Consider the following 20,832-nt stretch of genomic DNA (forward strand, 5'->3'; position numbering starts at 1 on the left):
CGCAGTCGCGAACAGCGGTGGATTCCGTGAGCGCGAGGAGTGATCCGGGTTTGCGAGCCCCGCAGTCGCGAACAGAGGCGAAACAGTGACGTCGAGCGGTGCGCGGCCGACGCTGGTGCTGGTGCTGGCCGTCGCGGTGCTGTTCGGGTGTGGGGTGATCCTGCTGTTGGAGCGGAGCCTGACCCGGATCCTGCTCGGGGTGGTCCTGCTCGGCAACGGGGTGAACCTGTTGATCCTGCTGGGTGGGCGCTCGGGTGGGGCACCGATCGTCGGCACCGGTGCGGTGGGGCAGATGAGTGATCCGCTGCCGCAGGCGATGGTGTTGACCGCAATCGTGATCACCTTCGGGTTCACCGCGTTCCTGCTCGCGGTCGCGTACCGCAGTTGGTATCTCACCGGCGACGACGAGGTGCCCGACGACCTGGAGGACCGGCAGATCATCCGTCGGGCGGAGCGGAACGAGGTGGGTGCTGTCGATCACGGTGGGGAGGGCCCGGACGGCGACCCGGAGCAGGTCGATCCCGAGCCCGCCCGCCGTCGGCTCCGACGCGGGGAGGAGGCGTGATGGGTGCGCTGGTTCCGCTGCCGGTGGTGGTGCCGTTGCTCGGTGCGGCACTGACGCTGCTGCTGGCCGGGAAGCCCCGACTCCAGCGTTCGATCAGTGTGTTCTGCCTGGGCGGCACTCTCATCGTGGCTTTGCTGCTGCTCGTGCAGGCGTACCGGCACGGGCCGGTGGTGGTGGCGGTCGGTGGGTGGCCGGCACCGGTCGGCATCGTGCTGGTCGCCGACCAGCTCGCCGCGCTGATGGTGGTGGTCTCGTCGGCGGTGACCCTCTGCGTGCTGCTCTACTCGATCGGCCAGGGTCGCAGCGAGACCAGCGAGTCCACGCCGGTGGAGATCTTCCACCCGACGTACCTGGTGCTCACCGCCGGCGTCACCAACGCGTTCCTGGCCGGTGACCTGTTCAACCTCTTCGTCGGGTTCGAGATCCTGCTGGCCGCCAGTTTCGTGCTGATCACCCTGGGGGGCACCGAGACCCGGATCCGGACCGGGTCGACGTACGTGGTGGTCAGCATTCTCTCCTCGCTGATCTTCCTGACGTCGGTGGGTCTGGTGTACGCGGCCACCGGCACGCTCAACCTCGCCCAGCTCGCCCAGCGCCTCGACGACCTGCCCGACGGCGTCCGACTGGCCCTGGAGCTGATGCTGCTGCTGGCGTTCGCGATCAAGGCGGCGGTCTTTCCGCTGTCGGCCTGGCTGCCGGACAGCTATCCCACCGCACCGGCCCCGGTCACGGCCGTCTTCGCGGGTCTGCTCACCAAGGTGGGCGTGTACGCGATCATCCGCACCGAGACGTTGCTGTTTCCCGGCGGGCACGCGGACAGGTTGCTCATGGTCGTCGCCGGTCTGACCATGGTGGTCGGCATCCTCGGCGCGGTGGCCCAGTCCGATCTGAAGCGGCTCTTCTCGTTCACCCTGGTCAGCCACATCGGCTACATGATCTTCGGGGTGGCGTTGAGCACCGTCGCCGGGCTCTCCGGCGCGATCTTCTACGTGGTGCACCACATCACCATCCAGACCACGCTGTTCCTCGTCGCCGGTCTGGTCGAGGAGCGCGCCGGCAGCACCGACCTGCGCCGCATCGGTGGGCTGGCCCGGGTGGCGCCGCTGCTCGGTGTGCTGTTCTTCGTCCCGGCCATGAACCTCGCCGGGGTGCCGCCGTTCTCCGGTTTCCTCGGCAAGCTCGGCCTGCTCCAGGCCGGGGTGGCGGTCGGCGGGCCGCTGCCCGGGGTGCTGGTGGCGGCGGGCACGGTGACCAGCCTGCTCACCCTCTATGTGGCGTCCCGGGTGTGGAACATCGCCTTTTGGCGCGCGCCCCGGCTGGCCACCACCGAGGCGGCCGTCCCGCTGCCGAGGCTGATGACCGGGGCCACCGTTGCCCTGGTCGCTCTCGGGCTGGCGCTGACCCTGCTGGCCGGTCCGCTCTTCGACGTCACCTCGGACGCGGCCGCCGACCTGCGGCTGCGCACCCCGTACGTGCATGCCGTGCTGCCGGGTGGTGTGCCGTGACCGGCACCCCTGAGCCGGCTCCCGACGCCCCCGCCGTGGTGGGACGCGGCCGGCTCGGGCGCTGGCGCGACCAGGTGGCGGCGCTCGGGTGGCTGGTGGTGGTCTGGAACCTGCTCTGGGGCGACGTCAACTGGGCCAACCTGGTCGGCGGCCTGCTGGTGGGCGGCGCGGTGCTGGTGTTCTACCCGCTGCCGGCGGTCAGCTTCGGCGGCCGACTGCGGCCCTGGGCGCTGCTGGTCTTCGCCGGCCGGTTCGTCGTCGAACTTGTCAGCGCGAGCGTGCACGTCGCCCGGATCGCCGTGCAACCCGGCTACCGGCCGCGCGGGGCGATCATCGGGGTCCAGTTGCGGGTGCCCAGCGACCTGAACCTGGCGCTCACCGCCGAGGCGGTCTCGCTGGTGCCGGGCACGCTGATCCTCGAGGTGGACCGGGACTCCGGAACGCTCTACCTGCACGTCCTGGACACCCACAGGCCGGCTGACCTGGAGGTGGCCCGGGACCGCACCCTCACCCTCGAACGGCGAATCGTCCGCGCGGTGGGCTCGGCCGCCGAACTGCGCCGCATCGAGACCGATCCGTCCGCGAAGGGAACCCGCTCGTGACCACGTTCCTCGCCGTCGTCCTCACCGTCCTGCTGTCGGTGACCGCGCTGCTCGCTCTGCTGCGGCTCTACCGTGGCCCGTCACTGGTGGACCGGGTCATCGCCGCGGACATGCTGCTCGCCACGATGCTCGCCGCGGTGGGTGCCGAGGCGGCGGTCAACCGGCACGCGACAACCCTGCCCGTGCTGGTGGTGCTCTCCCTGCTCGGCTTCGTGGGCTCGGTGTCGCTGGTCCGCTTCGCGGTCCGGGAGCAGCAGTGATCGCGACCATCGCGAACTGGCTCGGCGCCGGTTGCCTGGTGGCCGGCGCGCTGCTCGGCCTGGCCGCCGCGATCGGCGTACTGCGCTTCCCGGATGCGCTGTCCCGGATGCACGCGGCCACCAAGCCGCAGGTGCTCGGGGTGCTCCTGTTGCTGCTGGGCATCGCGTTGCGGCTGCGGTCCCCGTCGGACCTCGGCATGATCCTGCTGGTGGCGGTCTTCCAGTTGGCGACCGCGCCGGTCGCGGCGCAGATGATCGGGCGGGCCGCGTACCGGTCGGGGCGGCTCGACCGGAGCCTGCTCGACGCCGACGAGCTGGCCGAACGGGGATCAGGTGATGGGTCGGCGAGGCCGGCGTGACGACCGCGGGCGTCCGCTGAACCGGACGATTCGCTCCTTCGGCCCACCCCCAGCGGAGTCCCAGCCAGCGCCGATAAAATGAAGGAATGATCGACTCTTCTGCCCAGGAGGGCAGCAGTAGCCAGCCGGGTCGTGCCCGGCATATCCCCGTACCGACGACCCCGGGAGCCCTGAGCGACCCGTGTTGATCGTCGTTGGTCTCCTTCTCATCACTGTTCTCACTGCCGCCACCGGCTACTTCGTGGCGCAGGAGTTCGGCTACGTCGCCGTGGACCGGGGCAAGCTGCGCCAGCTTGCCGACGACGGCGACCCCGCGGCCGCCCGGGCCCTGACCGTCACCAGCCGGCTCTCCTTCATGCTCTCCGGCGCCCAACTGGGCATCACCGTCACCGCGCTGCTGGTCGGCTACGTCGCCGAGCCGTACCTGGGCGGTGGCCTCGCCGACCTGCTCGGCGTGGCCGGCGTCAGCGAGGCGGTCAGCCTGCCGCTGTCGGTGGCGTTGGCCCTGGTCATCGCCACCATCGTGCAGATGGTCCTCGGTGAGCTGGCCCCGAAGAACCTGGCCATCGCCCGGGCCGAGCAACTGGCCCGGGCGCTGAGCCGCTCCACCCTGATCTACCTGGCCGTCGCCGGGCCGCTGATCCGGCTCTTCGACCGGGCCTCGGTCCGGCTGCTGCGCCGCATCGGCATCGAGCCGATCGAGGAGCTGCCCAGCGGCGCCACCCCGGCGGACCTGGAACAGATCATCGCCGAGTCCCGCGAGGAGGGCAGCCTCGACGCCGAGATGTCCACGCTGCTCGACCGAGGTCTGGACTTCCGGGAGCTGACCGCAGGCGAGGCCATGGTGCCGCGCGTCGACGTGCACACCGTCCGTGCGCACGAACCGGTGAGCCGGGTGGTCGAGCTGCTGGACACCGGCCACTCCCGCTTCCCGGTACGCGGTGCGGATGGCGTCGACGACCTGCTCGGCATCGTCGGCATCGCCGACGTGCTCGGCGTACCCCCGGGAGAGCGGGCCACCACCCCGGTGAGCGCGGTGGCCGGGCCGCCGCTGCTCGTACCGGAGACGTTGCCCCTGCCCACGGTGCTCGACCGCCTGCGGTCCGGGCACCGGCAGATGGCGTGCGTGGTCGACGAGTACGGCGGCTTCGCCGGCGTGATCACGCTGGAGGACATCGCCGAGGAACTGGTCGGCCCGATCCGCGACGAGGACGACCCACCGGAGCGGGCACCGGCCCGGCAGGACGACGGGTCCTGGGTGGTGCCGGCCCGCTGGCGGATCGACGAGGTCGCCGACAGCACCGGCATCGCCCTGCCCGAGGCCCCCGAGTACGACACCCTGTCCGGGTTGGTGATGCGGGAGCTGGGCCGGGTGCCCGAGGTCGGTGACCGGTTGGAGATCAGCCTGCAACCCGAGGGGGCGGATGCCGAGGACAACGAGGCGGAGCCCCGCGCGCTGGTCGAGGTGCTGGCCGTGGACCGGCACGTGGCCGACTCGGTGCGGTTGCAGCTGACCAAACCCGAGGTGACCGCATGAGCCCCGGGATCGCACTGTTCAGTTCGGTGATCCTTCTGGCGCTGAACGGGTTCTTCGTGGCCGCCGAGTTCGCCCTGGTGGCCAGCAAGCGCTACCGCCTGGAGCAGGCGGCGGCGAACGGTGGCCGGGCGGCACGGGCCGCGCTGGATGGCGTCCGCGAGCTGTCGCTGATGCTGGCCGGCGCGCAGCTCGGGATCACGCTGTGCACCCTGGGTCTCGGCGCGCTGGCCGAGCCGGCGATCGAGCACCTGCTCAGCCCTCTGCTGCACGCGGTGGGTCTACCGGACGCGGCCAGTCACCTGGTCGCCCTGGTCTTCGCCCTCGGGGTGGTGACCTTCCTGCACCTGGTGGTGGGGGAGATGGCACCGAAGTCGTGGGCGATCACCGACGCGGAGCGCTCGGCGACGCTGCTCGCGTTGCCGTTCCGCGCCTTCGCCCGGGTTTCCCGGCCGGTGCTCTCCGCGCTGAACGCCCTGGCCAACGCGATCCTGCGGCTGTTCGGCGTCAACCAGCAGGACCAGCTCGCCCAGGTGCACGGCCCGGACGAGCTGCGGATCCTGCTGGAGCAGTCCCGAGAGCACGGGCTGCTCGGTGCCGAGCAGCACCAACTGCTGACCAGCATGCTGGAGTTGCAGGGCACGTCGGTGGCGCAGGTGATGGAACCGTTCGCCACCATGGTCACCGTCCGCCGGAACGACCCGGCCGAGCGGATCGAAGAGGTGAGCCGGGACAGCGGCCGATCCCGGCTGGCCGTACTGGACGAGGCGGGCGACGTGTGCGGGCTCGTGCACGTCCGGGAGGCGGTACGGGCGGTCACCACCGGCCGGGTCGCCGTCGCCGGGGAGCTGATGACCCCCGCGTTCACCCTGCCCGCGACGTCCTCGGTCACCGAGGCGGTGGCGGCGATGCGGGCCCGGCAGTCGCAGCTCGCGCTGGTCCGCAACGGCGGTGGCCCGGCCCGGCCGATCGGCTTCGTGGCCCTGGAGGACCTCCTGGAGGAGGTCATCGGGGAGTTCGACGACGAGACCGACACGGTCCCGCGCGGGCGTCGGATGCGCTGACGTGTCGACCCGGTCGCACTGACGAAGTGCGGCCGGGTCAACCTCGGCACGGCAGCGCTGCTCGGCGCGGGCGGGCTTGAGCCGACCCCGACCGGGTAGGCGCGCCTGGTGGGGGCCTCCCGGGCCCCGTCCCGGGAGGGGGCGCGCGGTGCGGCTGACGGGAGTGTCCCCGGAGTCCGGTGGCACCGGGCTCTCCGTGCAGACCACGCTGCCCAATCCGAGTACCCGCCCGGGCCTGCGCCTGCCTGGGCGGGTGACCCTCGCGGCCGGCCCGGAGGACGTGCTGGTGCGGCACATCCGGCTCGGCCTCGTCACCACTGTCGAGCCGGAAGACCCGGCCGCGGCCCGCCGTCTCATGCAGTTTCACCAACTACCCATCGCCGGCCGGTTTGTCGTTCCGGCCGGCCGGCGGCGGGCTGTCGACTTCGCGTTTCCGCTGCCGTGGGAGACCCCGGTGACCACCTTCGGTGGGGTGCCGCTGCTGAGCCTGCGGATGGGCCTGCGGACCGAGGTGTCGCTCGACCCCGACCTCGACCAGGGGGCAATGGTGCCGGTCTTCGTGCATCCGATCCCCACCCAGCAGCACGTGCTGGCGGCGCTGGACACGCTCGGTTTCATGATCCGCCAGTCCGGGTTGCAGCAGGGCGGGTTGCCGGGGGTGGAGCACACCCTGCCGTTGCACCAACGTTGGGGCTACTGGGTGGGGCCGCTCTACGCCGGCCCGATCACCGAGCTGGAGGTGATCTTCGTGACCAACTCGGCGGGCCTGGAGGCGATCCTCTGGATGGATCGCCGGCTGGCGCTGGCCGGAATCACCCACCAGAGCATCAGCAGGTTCCGGATCTGGCACCAGGACGCCGACCGGCGGGACTGGGTCGCCACCGTGGACGGCTGGATCCGCCAGGCGATCAACCGGCACGCCGCCGCGGCCGCGCAGGCCGACTGGTCCGCGCAGATCACGGGGTCGGCCCACGTCAGCCGCCATCCCGACGAGCCGATCCGACCGGGTTACGGCCTCGGCGGCACCGCCGGCGGCGCCGGCGTAGGAGGAGGCGGCTCCGGCGGCGGCGACGGCACCTGACCCCCGACCCCGCGCCCCGCCCTCTCACCCCCGCGATCTTGCAGTTTTCGCGGCGACAAACCGGCTCAGAGTGTTCGTTACGACGACCGAAAGTGCAAGATCGCGGCGGACTAGCCGGCGCTGGCGGTGGCCAGCTTGAGGCTGAAGGCCAGGAAGAGGGCGGCCACGGCGGTGGTGCCACCGGCCGCCAGGCGGCGGCGTTGGCGGAACTGGGCGGCCAGGAAGGTGCCCGCGAAGATCAACGCGGTCAGGTAGAGCGCGCTGGTCACCTGCGCGATCAGCCCGAGCAGCAGGAACGACAGTGCCGGCCAGGCGTAACCGGGGTCGACGAACTGGATGAAGAACGAGATGAAGAACAGGATCGCCTTCGGGTTCAGCAGGCTGATCACCAGCGCCTTGCGGAACGGGCTGCGCATCGCCGCCGGTTCCGCGGCGTCGATGAGCCGCGGCGTGCTCGGGTCGTTGCGGTCGCGCCAGCGCCGCACGGCGCCGAGCAGCATGGTCACCCCGACATAACCGAGGTACGCGGCGCCGGCGTACTTGATCACCAGGAACAGCGGCGGGTACGCCTTGAGCAACGACGCCACCCCGGCGGCGGAGAGGAACATCAGCACCCCGTCGCCGACGAACACGCCCGCGGCGGCCCGGTAGCCGACCGCGACGCCTCGTTTGGCGGCGGTCGAGAGCACGAAGAGTGAGTTCGGCCCGGGCAGCAGGATGATGGCCACGGTGCCCAGCACGTACGTCCAGATGTCGGTGATCCCCAGCACGCCCGCCATCATCACGCCACCGGTGCCGTCCGCAGAAGTCTTTCCCGCAGCCTGGCCTGTGCGTTCGGCCACTCGTCGACGGTCATCGCGTACTGGACGGTGTCCCGCCAGGAGCCGTCCAGGCGTTGTCGGTGCATCCGCAGCACCCCTTCCCGGGTCGCGCCGAGCCGTTCGATGGCCGCCTGGGAGCGAACGTTGCGGATGTCGGTGTGCCAGGTGACCCGTACCGCGCCCAGGTCGTCGAAGGCCCGGCCGAGCAGCAGCAACTTCGCCTCGGTGTTGATCCCGGTACGCCACCAGGGCCGGCCGAGGAAGGTGTAGCCGATCGCCACCGCCCGCCGCTCCGGGTCGATCTCGTAGTAGGACGTGCTGCCCACCACCGCCCCGGTCGCCGCGCACCGCTGCACCCAGGCCACCCGCTCGCCTCGGTGCTGGGCGGCCAGGGCGGTGCCGATCACCTCGGCGGTTTCGGCGGGCGCGGTGGGCGGCGCGACGTTGAGGTGTCGCCACACCTCCGGGTCCGTGGTGGCGGCGTGCAGCTCGTCGGTGTGCGCGAGGTCCAGCGGCTCCAGCCGAACGTGCTCGCCGTGCAGCGGCACCGGGTCGTGCCAGGGCGTGCGGGGCGTCCGCAGGTACGCCGGCAGCGGCGCGGTGACCCCGGCGTCCGGCTCGGGTGCCCCGGCGGTCAGTCGCAGCGGCAGCACGCCGGCCCAGTGCGGCAGGTGCAGGTCGGCCTCGTCCTCGCGGACCCCGCCGGTGCGGGCTCGGACGGACACCTCGCGCAGTGGCAGCGCCAGTACGGCGGTCTCGGACAACTCGCGGCGGCTGGGCGGACGGGTGGCGGTGCTGCGTCCCGCGCCGACCTTCTCGACCAGCGCGGTGAGCATGGCGAGCTTCTCCCGCTCGTCGGTGACCAGTCGGGCGGTGCCGTGCGCGACGACCGAGCGGTAGTTGGCGCTGTGGTGGAACTGGGAACGGGCGTAGACCAGCCCGTCGAGCACTGTCACCGCGACGCAGACCGGCAACCCGTCGTCGCCCCGGGCGGCGAGCAGCGGCCGACTGCCGGTGGAGCCGTGCAGGTAGAGCGTGTCGCCGATGCGGACGTGCAGGGTGGGCAGCACCCGTGGCTGGCCGTCGACGGTGAAGCTGAGTGCGCAGTCGTACGCCTCGTCGAGCACGGCGTGGGCGGCGGCCTGGTCGTAGCTCATCTTGTCGCGGGAGCGGTGGGGTGTGGTCCGGGCGGTGGGTGGATACATGCGCGCGCCCCTTTGTTCTAGTACAATCTCTGATTTGTGTCAGCACACTATCAGCTCACCGGTACGACAGCCGTCGAGATTTCGGCCAGCATCGAGTCCGGCATCCGTACCGGCGCCCTGTCACCGGGGGCCGCCCTGCCGCCCGTGCGGGCACTCGCCGCCGAGTTGGGGGTCAGCCCCGCCACCGTCGCCCGTGCCTACCAGGAGCTACGCCAACGTGGTCTGCTCGCCACCGCCGGTCGGCACGGCACCCGGGTGCGCCCCCGCCCGCCGGTGGCCGCCCGCCGCTCCGCGCTGCGCCCCCCACCGTTGCCCGGCGCCCGAGACCTGTCCCGGGGTGAACCCGACCCCCGTCTGCTGCCCCCGCTGGGCCCGCACCTGGCGGCGCTCGCCACCGAGAACGGCCCGTCGGTCGGCTACTCCGATGCCGGAGTGCTGCCCGAACTGGCCGAGGCCGCCCGCGCCCGGCTGCGCGCCGACGGCGTACCGGCCGGGGAGTTGACGCTCACCGGCGGTGCGCTGGACGGCATCGAGCGGCTGCTCGGCGCCCACCTGCGCCCCGGCGACGCGGTGGCGGTCGAGGACCCGGGCTGGGCTAACCTGCTCGACCTTGTCGCCGCGCTCGGCCTGTGCCCGATCGGCGTACCGGTGGACGACGAGGGGCCGCTGGTCGCCGGGGTGGCCGCGGCGCTCGCCGCCGGAGCGCGGGCGCTGATCGTCACCAGCCGGGCGCAGAATCCGACCGGTGCCGCCGTCTCCGCGGCCCGCGCCGAGGCGCTGCGGACGCTGCTCGCCGGCCGCCGGGACCTGCTGCTGATCGAGGACGACCACGCGGCCGAACTGGCCCGCGTACCCCTGCACCCGCTCGCCGGTGCGACAGCGAGTTGGGCCTTCCTCCGTTCGGTGAGCAAGCCCTTCGGCCCGGACCTGCGGATGGCGGTGCTGGTCGGCGACGAGACGACGGTGGCCCGGGTGAGCGGCCGTACCCGGGTTGGGGCCGGCTGGGTCTCCACAGTGCTGCAACGCCTGGTGCTCGCCCTGTGGCGGGACCCGGCCGTCACCGAGTTGGTGCAGCGGGCGGCGCAGAGCTACGAGCAGCGCCGCGAAGGGCTGCTCGCCGCGCTGGCCGAGCACGGCCTGACCGCGCATGGTCGCAGCGGCATCAACGTCTGGCTGCCGGTCGCGGACGAGACCAGCACGGTGACCGCGCTCCGCGACGCCGGCTGGGCGGTGGCCCCCGGCGCGCTCTACCGCATCGCCGCCCCGCCGGCCCTGCGCATCACCGTCAGCTCCCTGGACACCGCCGACCTGGCCCCCCTGGCGGCGGCCCTGGCCCAAGCCGAGAACCCACCCCCCTCCCAAGGCTTCCCCACCTAACCCCCCACCCCCACCCCCACCCCCACCCCACCCCCACCCCGCCCCACCCCACCCCCACCCCACCCCCGCCCCCGCGATCTTGCAGTTTCGGTTGGCGAAATGTCGGGCCTGTGGAGGTTGGTCTGCGCAGAAAGTGCAAGATCGCGGGGATTCGGGACGGCGGGGACGGGTATGCGGGCGCCCGGAGGTGGGGGACATGGCTTCTGGTGGGGCTCGTAAGGGGATCTGGATCGCGGTGGCGGTGGCGATCATCATCATCGTCATCGTGCTGATCGCGATCGCGTCCGGCGGCGATGGGGGCGGCAACGGGTACTGACGCGAGGCGGCCGGTGCGCCGGGGGCGTATCCGGCGGTGAGCATCGAACGGGTATATAACAGTCGGCATGGCCGAGCAGACCGGGAGTGCTCCGGGCGCCCAGCGGTTCATCCCGCCCGACGCCGACACCATCGACGACCTGCGCACCGCCGCCGGCGGCTGTCGGGGCTGCGAGCTGTACCGGGACGCCTCGCAGACGGTCTTCGGCCGGGGCGACGAGAGCGCCCGCGTGGTGCTCGTCGGCGAGCAGCCAGGCGACATGGAGGACCAGAAGGGACTGCCCTTCGTCGGTCCGGCCGGTCGCCTGCTGCGCCGCGCGGTCGACGACGCCGGGCTCGACCCGGGTCACCTCTACCTGACAAATGCGGTAAAGCACTTTCGCTTTGAACAGCGCGGCAAGCGGCGGATCCACCAGACCCCGGACCAGGTGCACATCACCGCCTGCCGCCCCTGGTTGGTCGCCGAGTTCGCCCGGCTGCGTCCGGAGGTCGTGGTGGTGCTCGGCGCGACCGCCGCCAAGGCGCTGCTCGGCCCGTCCTTCCGGGTCACCCGGCAGCGGGGCGAGCTGCTGCCCTGGCCGGAGTCGGCCCAACACCCCGCGGACTTCGAGCAGGTGCCGGTCGACAACGCCGGAAAGCGGGCCGACGCGCCGCAGGCTCGGCTGCTGGCCACCATCCATCCGTCCGCCGTCCTGCGGGCCGACGACCAGGACAAGGCGTACGAGGGCCTGGTCGCCGACCTCACCGTCGTCACCCGCGCCCTGCCCGGCTGACCGGCGACCGCCCCACGCACCCTGCGCGCCGCCGTGACCTCTTCAGATCTTGGACACTTTCCGTTCGCAGCTGACGGAAACTGTCCAAGATTGACAGTGCGTCGCCGATAGCGCGGGTGGGTAACGGGGGTCGATGGACGTTGACAACGAGGAGCGTCGCGCCGGTGCGCCCGCTGCGGCCGCCGGGCGTCGCGGGAGATGGAAGCGGTTCTTCGAGCGGGCGCCCGGCTTGCAGCTCATGGCCGTCTACTGGGTGCCGATGACGGTGCTCATCGGGCTGCCGGTGCGCTGGCTGTTCGACCGACAGGAATCACTTGACGAAGCCGTGCTGGGTGCCGCGCTGAACGCCGTCTCGATCGGCCCGGCGCTCTACCTGAGCAGGCGGATGGCGGGCCAGCAGAATGCCCGGCGGGATCCCGAGGGGTCCGCGCTGCGCGAGGCGATGCTTACCGGCACCGTGCCCGAGGACGACGCGGTACGGGCCGACCTGCCCGGCTACCTCGCCGGACAGCGACGGGCCACGCGGGCGGCGCTGCTGTCCATCGTGGGTATCTCCGTCGGGCTGATCCTGCTCGCTCTCCTTGCCGCCGACAACGAGGGCTTCGCGGTGATCTTCGGCGTGGTCGCCGCCGTCAGTGTGGCCGTCGCCGCGCGGACCCTGACCCGGATCCGTCGGCTGGCATCCCTGCTGGCCGCGCCCAGCCCAGCGGAAACACCGGGATCGCGCGGGTAGGGCGGCTCAGCGGCCCGCCGTGATCTTGCTGAACACGTCCTTGGCGGCGATCAGACCATCCTGGACCAGATAGAGATCCACCCCGTGCAGCACGGTCCCGCGACGGGGCGTGCTCGAACCGACCGGTTCGGCTGTCGGCAAAACCCACTGCCGCTGGTCGGTGCGGGTGCGCGAGGATGAGTCTTCCCTTCCGACAGGAGCGCCGATGGCGACCGACCTGACCGCGCCGCGTACCGTCGCCCGACCCGACGTCGCGTCGATCCAGCGGCGTACCCTGCGGCTGCTCTTCACCACCCAGATCATCGGCGGGATCGGCGTGACCATCGGCATCGCCGTGGGCGCGCTGCTCGCGGCACGGATCGCCGGGACCGCGGTGGCCGGTGTCGCGCAGAGCGCCGGGGTGGTCGGTGCCGCGCTGCTCGCCGTACCGGTCACCCGGATCATGGCGCGGCACGGTCGCCGGCCGGGTCTGGTGCTGGCGTACGTGGTCGGCGCCGTCGGTGGCCTGCTTGTGGTGCTGGCCGCTGCCACCCGCTGGGTGCCGCTGCTCTTCCTCGGCATGCTGCTCTTCGGCGGGGGCACCGCGGCGAACCTCCAGGCCCGCTACACGGCGGTGGACCTCGCCGAGCCGGCCCGACGGGGGCGGCAGCTCTCCCTGATCGTCTGGGCCACCACCATCGGTGCGGTGGCCGCGCCGAACTTCGCCGCGCTGGCCGACCGCGTCACCACCGGCTGGGGGTTGCCCCCGCTGGCCGGCCCGTTCGCGTTCAGCGCGGCCGCGTTCGTGCTGGCCGCCGTCGTACTCCTCGGGTTGCTCCGGCCCGACCCGCTGCTCACCGCGCGGCGGCTCGCGGCGGCCGACGCACCGGTCGCCGAGCTGCCGCTGGCCGCCGATGCGACGGCGACCGCCGTGGCGGCCGAGGCGCCGGCGGCAGGTGGCGGTGCGACGCCGGCCGCCGCGCCGGTCGAGGTGCGCGCGCCGCGCGGCGCCGGGATGCGTGCGGCCTGGTCGGTGGTACGCGGACAGCCCGCCGCCCGACTCGGCATCGCCGCCGTGGCGGTGGGTCACCTGGTGATGGTGGCGGTGATGGCGATGACTCCGGTCCGGCTCGGTGAGTCGCACGCCGACGCCGACGTGTTGCGGCTGGTCGGCATCGTGCTGAGCCTGCACATCGCCGGCATGTACGCGTTCTCCCCGGTGGTCGGTTGGCTCACCGACCGGCTCGGTCGACGGGCGGTGATCCTCGGTGGGGTCGGGCTGCTGCTGGCCGCCTGTGCGGTCGCCGGCACCGCAGGGCACCACACGCCTCGGCTCTCGGTCGGTCTGGTCCTGCTCGGGTTGGGCTGGTCGGGGACGATGGTGGCCGGCTCGACCCTGCTGTCCGAGTCGGTGGCGGCCGAGGTGCGGCCGAGCGTCCAGGGGCTGTCCGACCTGATCATGGGGCTGGCCGGGGCCGGGGCCGCCGTGGTCAGCGGGTTTGTCATGCAATTCGCCGGATATCCCGTGCTCACCCTGCTCGCGGCGGTCGCGGCGGCGCCCCTGGTGGCGCTAGCGTTGCGCCCGGTGCCGACCGGGGCACCGGACGAGGAGGGCTGATCACTGTGCGGCTGACCGACTTCTGGACGCGGTTGGACGAGGCGTTCGGGCCCGGCTACGCGGCCAGCATCGCCCGCGATCAGGTGCTGTCCCAGCTCGGTGGGCGGACCATCGAGCAGGCCCTGGCATCGGGGGAGCAGACACACGTGGTGTGGCGGGCGGTCTGTGCCGCGTACCCCGACCGGGTGCCCGCTCGACTACGCTGAGCAGCCTTTTCGCCGGTTCCGCGTGTCGCTTGTCGAGTCGTACACCTGTTCGGCTATTGTCCACAGCGGGGTGCTCGTCCACAGCTCGCGGCCCGTCGGCTGGTTTTCTGTCGGACCTAGCGCCTAGCGTGTCCGCGTGACGCGAAGCTCAGCAAAGACGCCGGCGAAGGCAGGGGTGGCAACCATGGCAGCAGGGCCTGACCGGGAGAAGGCACTCGACCTTGCTCTCGCTCAGATTGACAAGCAATTCGGCAAGGGCTCGGTGATGCGGCTGGGTGACCGGCCGGTCGTCCAGACCGCAATCATTCCGACCGGCTCCATCGCGCTCGACGTGGCCCTCGGCATTGGCGGCCTGCCCCGTGGCCGGGTGGTCGAGATCTACGGCCCCGAGTCCAGCGGTAAGACCACGGTGGCACTGCACGCGGTGGCCAACGCCCAGCGCAACGGCGGCATCGCCGCCTTCATCGACGCCGAGCACGCGCTCGACCCGGAGTACGCGAAGGCCCTCGGCGTCGACACCGACGCGATGCTGGTCTCCCAGCCGGACACCGGCGAGCAGGCGCTGGAGATCGCGGACATGCTGATCCGCTCCGGCGCTCTGGACATCATCGTGATCGACTCGGTGGCGGCCCTGGTGCCGCGCGCCGAGATCGAGGGCGAGATGGGCGACAGCCACGTCGGCCTCCAGGCCCGGCTGATGAGCCAGGCGCTCCGGAAGATCACCGGTGTGCTCAGCAACACCGGCACCACGGCGATCTTCATCAACCAGCTGCGGGAAAAGATCGGCGTCATGTTCGGCAGCCCGGAGACCACCACCGGTGGTCGGGCGCTGAAGTTCTACGCCTCGGTCCGGCTCGACGTGCGACGCATCGAGAGCCTCAAGGACGGCACCGACGTGGTCGGTAACCGCACCCGGGTCAAGGTCGTGAAGAACAAGGTCGCCGCGCCGTTCAAGCAGGCCGAGTTCGACATCATGTACGGCAAGGGCATCTCGCGTGAGGGCTCGCTGATCGACGTCGGCGTGGAGCAGGCGATCATCCGCAAGTCCGGAGCGTGGTACACGTACGACGGCGACCAGCTCGGCCAGGGCAAGGAGAAGGCCCGGGAGTTCCTGAAGGAAAACCCGGACGTGGCCGCCGAGATCGAGAAGAAGATCCTGGAGAAGCTTGGCGTCGGGGTCGGCGCGGGTGACGCCGCCGGTGGCCCGGAGCTGCCGCCGGTCGACTTCTGACCGGTCGCTGACCCATGGCAGGACGACGCGCTCGTACGGGGCGAGGCTGGGATGCCAGTCCGCCTCGTACGGGCGACGCCACCGATGCGCCCCGCCCTCGGCGAGGTCGCCGGGGTCGGTCCGAGGAGGCCGACACCGTCGAGTCTCCGGCCCCTCCGCGCGACGAGTCCGAGGTGGCCCGCGAGATCTGTCTGCGCCAGCTCGCCGTCCGGCCCCGCACCCGGGCCGAGCTGGCCGGGGCGTTGGCCAAGCGGGGCATCTCCGAGGAGGTCTCGGCCGAGGTCCTCGACCGGTACGACGAGGTCGGCATCATCGATGACGCCGCGTTTGCCCGGGCCTGGGTGTCCAGCCGGCACGCCGGGCGCGGCCTCGCTCGCCGGGCGCTCGCCAACGAGCTGCGCCGCAAGGGCGTGGACGGCGAGGTGGCCACCGAGGCGCTCGGTGAGCTGGACGAGGAGACCGAGGCGGACACCGCCCGTGGCCTCGTGGAGCGCAAGCTGCGCACCGCCCGAGGCGAGCCGGACGCGGTCTTCCGCCGGCTGGTGGGCATGCTGGCCCGCAAGGGCTACCCGCCTGGCGTGGCCATCCGGGCGGTGAAGGACGCGCTGGCGGCGCAGAGCGCCGAGGCGGCCGAGTTCGCCGAGCAGATCGACGCCGACGCGCTCGCCGACGCCGAGGGCGAGGGCGAGTTGGAGCGTGACAACCGTCTGGTCGAGTGAGCGGTCCGCTGCGACTTCCGATGGAGGTGCGGGCACGATGTTGAAGGCATGTCTGAACGGTGGGCACGGCCGGGAGGCCCATCCGGCCGTGCCGCTCACGGCGGCGGAGCTTGCCGCCGATGCGGCCCGCTGCGCGGCGCTCGGGGTCGCGGCCGTGCACGTCCATCCCCGGGACGAGGCCGGCGTCGAGTCGCTGCGGCCGGCGGTGATCGCTGACGCGCTGACGGCGATCCGTACCGCCCGGCCGGGGCTGCCGGTGGGGGTGAGCACCGGAGCTTGGATCGTGCCGGATCCGGCTGCCCGGGTGGCCGCCGTCCGGGCCTGGCCGGTGCTGCCCGACTTCGCCTCGGTCAACGCGCACGAGCCTGGCGCCGAGGCGGTCGCGGCTGCCCTGCATGAGCGTGGTGTGCTCGTCGAGGCAGGGCTGTGGACGCTCGACGCGGTCGCGGCGTACCGGAGGTGGCGGGTGCCGGCCGGGCGGGTTCTGGTCGAGTGCATGGCCGAGGACGTGGCGGTCGCGTTGGCCGACGCCTCCCGGGTTCTCGCCGCGCTGCCGGCGGACGCGCCGTCGGTGCTGCTGCATGCCGAGGGGCCGGCGACCTGGCCGGTCCTCGCCGAGGCGGTACGCCGGGGTCTGCACACCCGAATCGGGCTCGAGGACACCCTGTACATGCCGGACGGCTCGCCCGCCGCGGACAATGCGGCGTTGGTCGCGGCAGCGGTGGCGGTCGGCGCCAGCTGACGTCGGTTAGACGGTTGGGTCACACCTCGCTCGGTCGTCGGCCCCGTCCGACGACCCCTTGGACGGCACTGAGCAGGCCTGACGCGTCCAGGGGGCAGCACACCTCGCGGAGTTTGTCCCTTCCTGTCCGACGTGATATCAGCGCGCGGTGATGGTTCAACTTCTCTCCGTTCGGGGGGTTTGATCATGAGTCCTTGACCGGAGCACCCCCGGCGACCTAGCCTCGCCATACAGGCTCACATTGCCCGACCAGCGCAGGCTAAGCGCACAACATAGATCGCGTAACAGAACAGCATCACTTTGGCCGACTCCGCGGCCTTTGGCGGCAGTTCCGGACAGGCCGGTCCGGAACGCTGCGACAACTGCACCCGGTCGCCGACGCTGCCCACGGGCACCGCCGGCGGAGAAAGCTACCCACGGCCAGCCGCTCCGGTCGGGCGTCCACAGCCGCAGGAGTGTGCCCCCGGCACGGTCGCTGCGGTCTCGACGTTAGGGGAGGCGGCCATGGCGGGGCGGCGGCACAGGTTCACCGGTAGACCCGACGGGGTCCCGGCATGAACGCGTTCGACCTCGTGCTCCTCGCGGCCGTCCTCGTCCTCGCGGTGGTGGTGATCGGGGCCGTGCTGGTCGGCATCCGGACACTGCGCCGGATGGGCGCCGCGCCGGCCCCGGAGGATCCCGCCTTCATCGCCGAGAAGGACCGCCAGGAGCAGTCCCTCGCGGCCCTGCGGACCGCGGCCGACCAGGCGAACAGCACGATCGACGTGGCGAAGTCAGCGGCCGCCGCGGCCCGTACCGAGGCGGCGGCGGCGAAGGCCGAGGCGAAGGCGGCCCGCGCCGAGGCGCGGCGGGTCCTCGACGACGCCCGGGCCGAGGCGGACACCGTTCTGGAGCGCGCCCACAAGCAGGCCGAGGCGGACGCCGAACAGTTGCGGACGGCAGCCCGGCGCAGCGGCGAGCGGGAGGTCGCGGTGCTCGCCGCCACCACCCGGGAGCAGGCCGCCGAGGTGGAACGTCGGGCAGCTCGGATGGACGAGCGGGAGCGGATGCACACCGAGGAGGTGGAGCGGTCCGCCGAGCGGGAGCGACAGCTCACCGCCGCGAAGGCTGCCCTCGCCGCCCGGGAGGCCGCGCTCGCCCAGCGGGAGGCCGAGCTGACCGAGTCGGAGGAGCTGCGCCGCCGGGAGCTGGAGCGGGTCGCCGGGCTCACCGCCGAGTCCGCCCGACTGGAGTTGGTCGACGCCATCGAGACGCAGGCCAAGCGGGAAGCGGCGCTACTCGTACGGGACATCGAGTCCGACGCGCGCAACACGGCCGAGCAGCGCGCCAGACACATCGTGGTGGACGCGATCCAGCGGGTCGCCAGCGAGCAGACCGCGGAGAGCGTGGTCAGCGTCCTGCACCTCCCCGGTGACGAGATGAAGGGGCGGATCATCGGCCGGGAGGGGCGCAACATCCGCGCCTTCGAGTCGGTGACCGGCGTCAACCTGATCATCGACGACACCCCCGAGGCGGTGCTGCTCTCCTGCTTCGACCCGGTCCGTCGCGAGGTGGGCCGGGTGACCCTGGAGAAGCTGGTCCTGGACGGGCGCATCCACCCGCACCGGATCGAGGAGGTCTACGACCTGGCCCGGCAGGAGGTGGAGCAACTCTGTCTCCGCGCCGCCGAGGACGCCCTGGTCGAGGTCGGCATCACCGAGATCCACCCGGAGCTGGTGACCCTGCTCGGCCGGCTGCGCTACCGCACCTCGTACGGGCAGAACGTGCTCAAGCACCTGGTCGAGACCGCCCACATCGCCGGCATCATGGCCGCCGAGCTGCGGTTGGACGTGCCGATCATCAAACGGTCGGCGTTCCTGCACGACATCGGCAAGGCGCTCACCCACGAGGTGGAAGGCAGCCACGCCATCATCGGCGCGGACCTGGCCCGCAAGTACGGCGAACACGAGGACGTGGTGCACGCCATCGAGGCGCACCACAACGAGGTGCCCCCGCAGACCATTGAGGCCGTGCTCACCCAGGCTTCCGACGCCTGCTCCGGTGGTCGGCCGGGCGCGCGCCGGGAGAGCCTGGAGGCGTACGTCAAGCGGCTGGAACGGATCGAGGAGATCGCGGCGGGCAAGCTCGGCGTGGACAAGGTCTTCGCCATGCAGGCCGGCCGGGAGATCCGGGTGATGGTCAAGCCGGACGACGTCGACGACATCGGGGCGGCGGTGCTGGCCCGCGACGTGGCCAAGCAGATCGAGGAGGAGCTGACCTATCCGGGTCAGATCCGGGTCACAGTGGTCCGCGAGTCCCGGGTCACCGAGATCGCCCGCTGAGTCAGACCGACGGCCGTCGGCAACGGACGCTGGCAGAAGCCCGAAGGCCGCCCCGGATTGCTCGGGGCGGCCTTCGGGCTTCTGGTCGGTGTCGCGTGCTCAGGCGCCGCCGCCGCCGCCCCCGCCCCCGGCCTGGGAGATCAGGGCAGCCGCCGGCGGGTTCTGTGCCGGGGTGCCGGCGGTCTTGCGGCCGCGGGCGAGCCGCCGTTGGACGTACTGGGCGAGCTTCGACAGCGAGTAGTTCACCACGATGAAGAGCACGGCGATCACGACGTAGACCTGGATCGGGTTGCTCAGCACGCCGATGAGCTGCTTGCCGATGTTCAGGGTCTCCTCGTAGCTGATGATGAACCCCAGCGAGGTGTCCTTGAGCACCACGACCAGCTGGCTGATCAGTGCCGGCAGCATGACCCGGAATGCCTGTGGCAGCAGGATCATCCGGGTGGTCTGCGCCGGCGAGAGCCCGATGGCGGCGGCGGCCTCCGCCTGACCGCCGGGCAGCCCCTCCATGCCGGAGCGGAGGATCTCGCCGATCACCACCGAGTTGTAGATGGTGAGGCCGATGACCAGGTACCAGAAGTTGTCGAAGTAGAGGCCGAACTCGGGGAAACCGCGAGCCACGAAGAAGATGGTGAGCACGACGGGCAGGCCGCGGAACACCTCGACGCAGACCCGGGTGACCGCCGACAGCACCCTGCTCAGCCCGCGCAGCAGGTACGCCACCGGCGTCGCCACGCCGGTGAAGCGTCGTCGGATCAGGCTCTTGAGCTGGATCCGCAGCACGGCCAGCAGCGTTCCGACCGCCAGTGAAGCCACGATGGCCAGGGCTGCGGCGAGCAGGGTGTTCTTGAAACCGAGGCCGATCCGCTCCCACACCTGGGAGAAGTTCTCGTTGGAGGGGTCGATCAGCGGGCCCCACAGCTCCATCGAGAGCTGGCCATTCTCGTCCAGGGGCCGGTAGATCAGGAAGTATGCGCCGACGAGCAGGACCACGCCGGCGACGAGGCTGCTGATCAGGGTGATCCGCCGCTGCCGGGGGCCAGGGACGTCGTAGAGGACGCTGGTCTGCTGACTCATCGGGCCACCGCCTGTCGCTTCTCGATCCGGTCCAGCAGGGCGCCGAGCGGCACGGTCATGATCAGGTAGCCGATCGAGATGCCGATGGCGACCGGGACGAAGGCGTAGCCCTCGGCCCCGGTGAGCTGGTCGGCCGTGGCCGACAGGTCACCGGCAACCCCGAAGAAGCCGGCCAGCGCCGAATTCTTGATCATCGCGATGATCACGGAACCGAGCGGGACGATCGAGGCTTTCCAGGACTGTGGCAGCACCACGTAGCGCAGGTTCTGCCCGAAGGTCAGGCCTAGCGACCGCGCCGCCTCCGCCTGGCCGGCGGGCACCGCGTTCACCCCGGACCGCAGCGCCTCGCAGACGAACGCCGCGGTGTAGAGCACCAGGGCGATCAGCGCGAACCGGAAGTACGGCAGGTCGGTGCCGAGCCGGGTGAACAGCGAGTCGAGCACCGGGATGCGGAGGAAGTCCGCGTTGGAGCCGAGCGCCGGCAGGCCGAACGCGGCGAAGAACATCACCACTGTCAACGGCATGTTGCGGAAGACGTTCACGTAGCCGGTGCCGAGCGCGCGGAGCGGCGGCACCGGTGAGATGCGCAGCACCGCAACGATGGCGCCCAGGACGAGGGCACCGATCGCGGCGAGAATGCAGATCTGGAGGGTGAGCCAGAAACCACCCGCAAAGACGTCGAACTTGTCGATGAGCACGTTCACGGGTCGGTGTTCCTCCCCACCCTCCAGATCGAAGGATCAGA

22 protein-coding genes are annotated in these 20,832 nt (G+C 71.8%); 17 read left to right on the plus strand and 5 right to left on the minus strand.

The window, feature by feature from the left end:
* Positions 1 to 85 precede the first annotated feature (85 nt).
* From ACFYP0_RS24400 to ACFYP0_RS24435, 8 genes are all read left to right on the plus strand, one after another.
* On the plus strand, positions 86 to 565 hold the full coding sequence (locus ACFYP0_RS24400; RefSeq protein ID WP_355500454.1) for a Na(+)/H(+) antiporter subunit C: 480 nt from the start codon (positions 86 to 88) through the stop codon (positions 563 to 565).
* Complete coding sequence (locus ACFYP0_RS24405) at positions 565 to 2,070, plus strand: Na+/H+ antiporter subunit D (RefSeq protein WP_355500451.1); 1,506 nt, start codon at positions 565 to 567, stop codon at positions 2,068 to 2,070. The genes ACFYP0_RS24400 and ACFYP0_RS24405 overlap by 1 nt, the downstream gene beginning before the upstream one ends.
* Complete coding sequence (locus ACFYP0_RS24410; RefSeq protein ID WP_355500448.1) at positions 2,067 to 2,672, plus strand: Na+/H+ antiporter subunit E; 606 nt, start codon at positions 2,067 to 2,069, stop codon at positions 2,670 to 2,672. Before ACFYP0_RS24405 ends, ACFYP0_RS24410 begins: the two co-directional genes overlap by 4 nt.
* Positions 2,669 to 2,932: a monovalent cation/H+ antiporter complex subunit F gene (locus ACFYP0_RS24415; RefSeq protein WP_124854284.1), complete on the plus strand. Its 264-nt coding sequence runs from the start codon at positions 2,669 to 2,671 to the stop codon at positions 2,930 to 2,932. The genes ACFYP0_RS24410 and ACFYP0_RS24415 overlap by 4 nt, the downstream gene beginning before the upstream one ends.
* Complete coding sequence (gene mnhG / locus ACFYP0_RS24420; RefSeq protein WP_355500572.1) at positions 2,932 to 3,291, plus strand: monovalent cation/H(+) antiporter subunit G; 360 nt, start codon at positions 2,932 to 2,934, stop codon at positions 3,289 to 3,291. Before ACFYP0_RS24415 ends, mnhG begins: the two co-directional genes overlap by 1 nt.
* 181 nt (positions 3,292 to 3,472) lie before the next feature.
* Positions 3,473 to 4,828 (plus strand): hemolysin family protein, encoded by a 1,356-nt coding sequence (locus tag ACFYP0_RS24425; protein WP_355500445.1) that lies wholly within the window; start codon positions 3,473 to 3,475, stop codon positions 4,826 to 4,828.
* Complete coding sequence (locus tag ACFYP0_RS24430) at positions 4,825 to 5,889, plus strand: hemolysin family protein (RefSeq protein ID WP_355500442.1); 1,065 nt, start codon at positions 4,825 to 4,827, stop codon at positions 5,887 to 5,889. The genes ACFYP0_RS24425 and ACFYP0_RS24430 overlap by 4 nt, the downstream gene beginning before the upstream one ends.
* Before the next feature lie 148 nt (positions 5,890 to 6,037).
* Positions 6,038 to 6,970, plus strand: coding sequence for a sporulation protein (locus ACFYP0_RS24435; RefSeq protein WP_355500439.1), 933 nt, complete (start codon positions 6,038 to 6,040; stop codon positions 6,968 to 6,970).
* Between the two features lie 110 nt (positions 6,971 to 7,080).
* Here ACFYP0_RS24435 and leuE read toward each other — a convergent pair whose 3' ends face one another.
* Together leuE and ACFYP0_RS24445 are read right to left on the minus strand one after the other, a co-directional pair.
* On the minus strand, positions 7,081 to 7,752 hold the full coding sequence (gene leuE, locus ACFYP0_RS24440) for a leucine efflux protein LeuE (RefSeq protein ID WP_355500436.1): 672 nt from the start codon (positions 7,750 to 7,752) through the stop codon (positions 7,081 to 7,083).
* Entirely contained in the window at positions 7,752 to 8,996 is a 1,245-nt protein-coding gene (locus ACFYP0_RS24445; RefSeq protein WP_355500433.1) for a bifunctional pyridoxamine 5'-phosphate oxidase family protein/GNAT family N-acetyltransferase, read from the minus strand. Before ACFYP0_RS24445 ends, leuE begins: the two co-directional genes overlap by 1 nt.
* 36 nt (positions 8,997 to 9,032) lie before the next feature.
* Here ACFYP0_RS24445 and ACFYP0_RS24450 point away from each other — a divergent pair, with 36 nt between their 5' ends.
* From ACFYP0_RS24450 to ACFYP0_RS24460, 3 genes are all read left to right on the plus strand, one after another.
* Entirely contained in the window at positions 9,033 to 10,373 is a 1,341-nt protein-coding gene (locus ACFYP0_RS24450) for an aminotransferase class I/II-fold pyridoxal phosphate-dependent enzyme (protein ID WP_355500430.1), read from the plus strand.
* Between the two features lie 383 nt (positions 10,374 to 10,756).
* Complete coding sequence (locus ACFYP0_RS24455; RefSeq protein ID WP_112622139.1) at positions 10,757 to 11,461, plus strand: UdgX family uracil-DNA binding protein; 705 nt, start codon at positions 10,757 to 10,759, stop codon at positions 11,459 to 11,461.
* 133 nt (positions 11,462 to 11,594) lie between these two features.
* Positions 11,595 to 12,194, plus strand: a complete 600-nt coding sequence (locus ACFYP0_RS24460; protein WP_356976955.1) for a hypothetical protein — start codon at positions 11,595 to 11,597, stop codon at positions 12,192 to 12,194.
* 6 nt (positions 12,195 to 12,200) lie between these two features.
* On the opposite strand, the gene ACFYP0_RS24465 is transcribed toward ACFYP0_RS24460, so the two are convergent.
* Entirely contained in the window at positions 12,201 to 12,335 is a 135-nt protein-coding gene (locus ACFYP0_RS24465) for a hypothetical protein (protein ID WP_356976957.1), read from the minus strand.
* Between the two features lie 64 nt (positions 12,336 to 12,399).
* On the opposite strand from ACFYP0_RS24465, the gene ACFYP0_RS24470 reads away from it, so the two are divergent.
* The 6 genes from ACFYP0_RS24470 (at position 12,400) to rny (ending at position 19,010) form a co-directional block, all read left to right on the plus strand.
* On the plus strand, positions 12,400 to 13,791 hold the full coding sequence (locus ACFYP0_RS24470) for an MFS transporter (protein WP_356976959.1): 1,392 nt from the start codon (positions 12,400 to 12,402) through the stop codon (positions 13,789 to 13,791).
* A gap of 5 nt (positions 13,792 to 13,796) precedes the next feature.
* The gene (locus tag ACFYP0_RS24475) at positions 13,797 to 13,997 is read left to right on the plus strand and encodes a DUF3046 domain-containing protein (RefSeq protein WP_030489422.1); all 201 of its coding nucleotides are present in this window, start codon (positions 13,797 to 13,799) and stop codon (positions 13,995 to 13,997) included.
* A 184-nt stretch (positions 13,998 to 14,181) separates the two neighbouring features.
* Entirely contained in the window at positions 14,182 to 15,228 is a 1,047-nt protein-coding gene (gene recA / locus ACFYP0_RS24480) for a recombinase RecA (protein WP_007456801.1), read from the plus strand.
* A gap of 14 nt (positions 15,229 to 15,242) precedes the next feature.
* Positions 15,243 to 15,947 (plus strand): regulatory protein RecX, encoded by a 705-nt coding sequence (locus tag ACFYP0_RS24485; protein ID WP_386997680.1) that lies wholly within the window; start codon positions 15,243 to 15,245, stop codon positions 15,945 to 15,947.
* Positions 15,948 to 15,984: 37 nt separating this feature from the next.
* Positions 15,985 to 16,689, plus strand: coding sequence for a 3-keto-5-aminohexanoate cleavage protein (locus ACFYP0_RS24490; RefSeq protein WP_386997682.1), 705 nt, complete (start codon positions 15,985 to 15,987; stop codon positions 16,687 to 16,689).
* 554 nt (positions 16,690 to 17,243) lie between these two features.
* Positions 17,244 to 19,010 carry a ribonuclease Y gene (rny, locus tag ACFYP0_RS24495; RefSeq protein WP_356976965.1) on the plus strand — a complete coding sequence of 589 codons (1,767 nt, stop codon included), beginning with the start codon at positions 17,244 to 17,246 and terminating at the stop codon, positions 19,008 to 19,010.
* Positions 19,011 to 19,109: 99 nt separating this feature from the next.
* On the opposite strand, the gene ACFYP0_RS24500 is transcribed toward rny, so the two are convergent.
* Positions 19,110 to 20,087 carry an amino acid ABC transporter permease gene (locus tag ACFYP0_RS24500; RefSeq protein ID WP_356976967.1) on the minus strand — a complete coding sequence of 326 codons (978 nt, stop codon included), beginning with the start codon at positions 20,085 to 20,087 and terminating at the stop codon, positions 19,110 to 19,112.
* Complete coding sequence (locus ACFYP0_RS24505; protein WP_112586661.1) at positions 20,084 to 20,791, minus strand: amino acid ABC transporter permease; 708 nt, start codon at positions 20,789 to 20,791, stop codon at positions 20,084 to 20,086. Before ACFYP0_RS24505 ends, ACFYP0_RS24500 begins: the two co-directional genes overlap by 4 nt.
* Positions 20,792 to 20,832: the final 41 nt, after the last annotated feature.

Source organism: Micromonospora arida (assembly GCF_042873195.1).
GTDB classification, from domain to species: domain Bacteria; phylum Actinomycetota; class Actinomycetes; order Mycobacteriales; family Micromonosporaceae; genus Micromonospora; species Micromonospora arida.

What these genes read in the sequence shown, in the direction of transcription:
- rny (WP_356976965.1), top strand. Translation starts at nt 17,244, where the DNA reads ATGAACGCGTTCGACCTCGTGCTCCTCGCGGCCGTCCTCGTCCTCGCG.
- ACFYP0_RS24455 (WP_112622139.1), top strand. Translation starts at nt 10,757, where the DNA reads ATGGCCGAGCAGACCGGGAGTGCTCCGGGCGCCCAGCGGTTCATCCCG.
- ACFYP0_RS24500 (WP_356976967.1), bottom strand. Translation starts at nt 20,087, where the DNA reads ATGAGTCAGCAGACCAGCGTCCTCTACGACGTCCCTGGCCCCCGGCAG.
- ACFYP0_RS24430 (WP_355500442.1), top strand. Translation starts at nt 4,825, where the DNA reads ATGAGCCCCGGGATCGCACTGTTCAGTTCGGTGATCCTTCTGGCGCTG.
- ACFYP0_RS24490 (WP_386997682.1), top strand. Translation starts at nt 15,985, where the DNA reads ATGTTGAAGGCATGTCTGAACGGTGGGCACGGCCGGGAGGCCCATCCG.
- leuE (WP_355500436.1), bottom strand. Translation starts at nt 7,752, where the DNA reads ATGATGGCGGGCGTGCTGGGGATCACCGACATCTGGACGTACGTGCTG.
- ACFYP0_RS24470 (WP_356976959.1), top strand. Translation starts at nt 12,400, where the DNA reads ATGGCGACCGACCTGACCGCGCCGCGTACCGTCGCCCGACCCGACGTC.
- ACFYP0_RS24445 (WP_355500433.1), bottom strand. Translation starts at nt 8,996, where the DNA reads ATGTATCCACCCACCGCCCGGACCACACCCCACCGCTCCCGCGACAAG.
- ACFYP0_RS24405 (WP_355500451.1), top strand. Translation starts at nt 565, where the DNA reads ATGGGTGCGCTGGTTCCGCTGCCGGTGGTGGTGCCGTTGCTCGGTGCG.
- recA (WP_007456801.1), top strand. Translation starts at nt 14,182, where the DNA reads ATGGCAGCAGGGCCTGACCGGGAGAAGGCACTCGACCTTGCTCTCGCT.
- ACFYP0_RS24485 (WP_386997680.1), top strand. Translation starts at nt 15,243, where the DNA reads ATGGCAGGACGACGCGCTCGTACGGGGCGAGGCTGGGATGCCAGTCCG.
- ACFYP0_RS24460 (WP_356976955.1), top strand. Translation starts at nt 11,595, where the DNA reads ATGGACGTTGACAACGAGGAGCGTCGCGCCGGTGCGCCCGCTGCGGCC.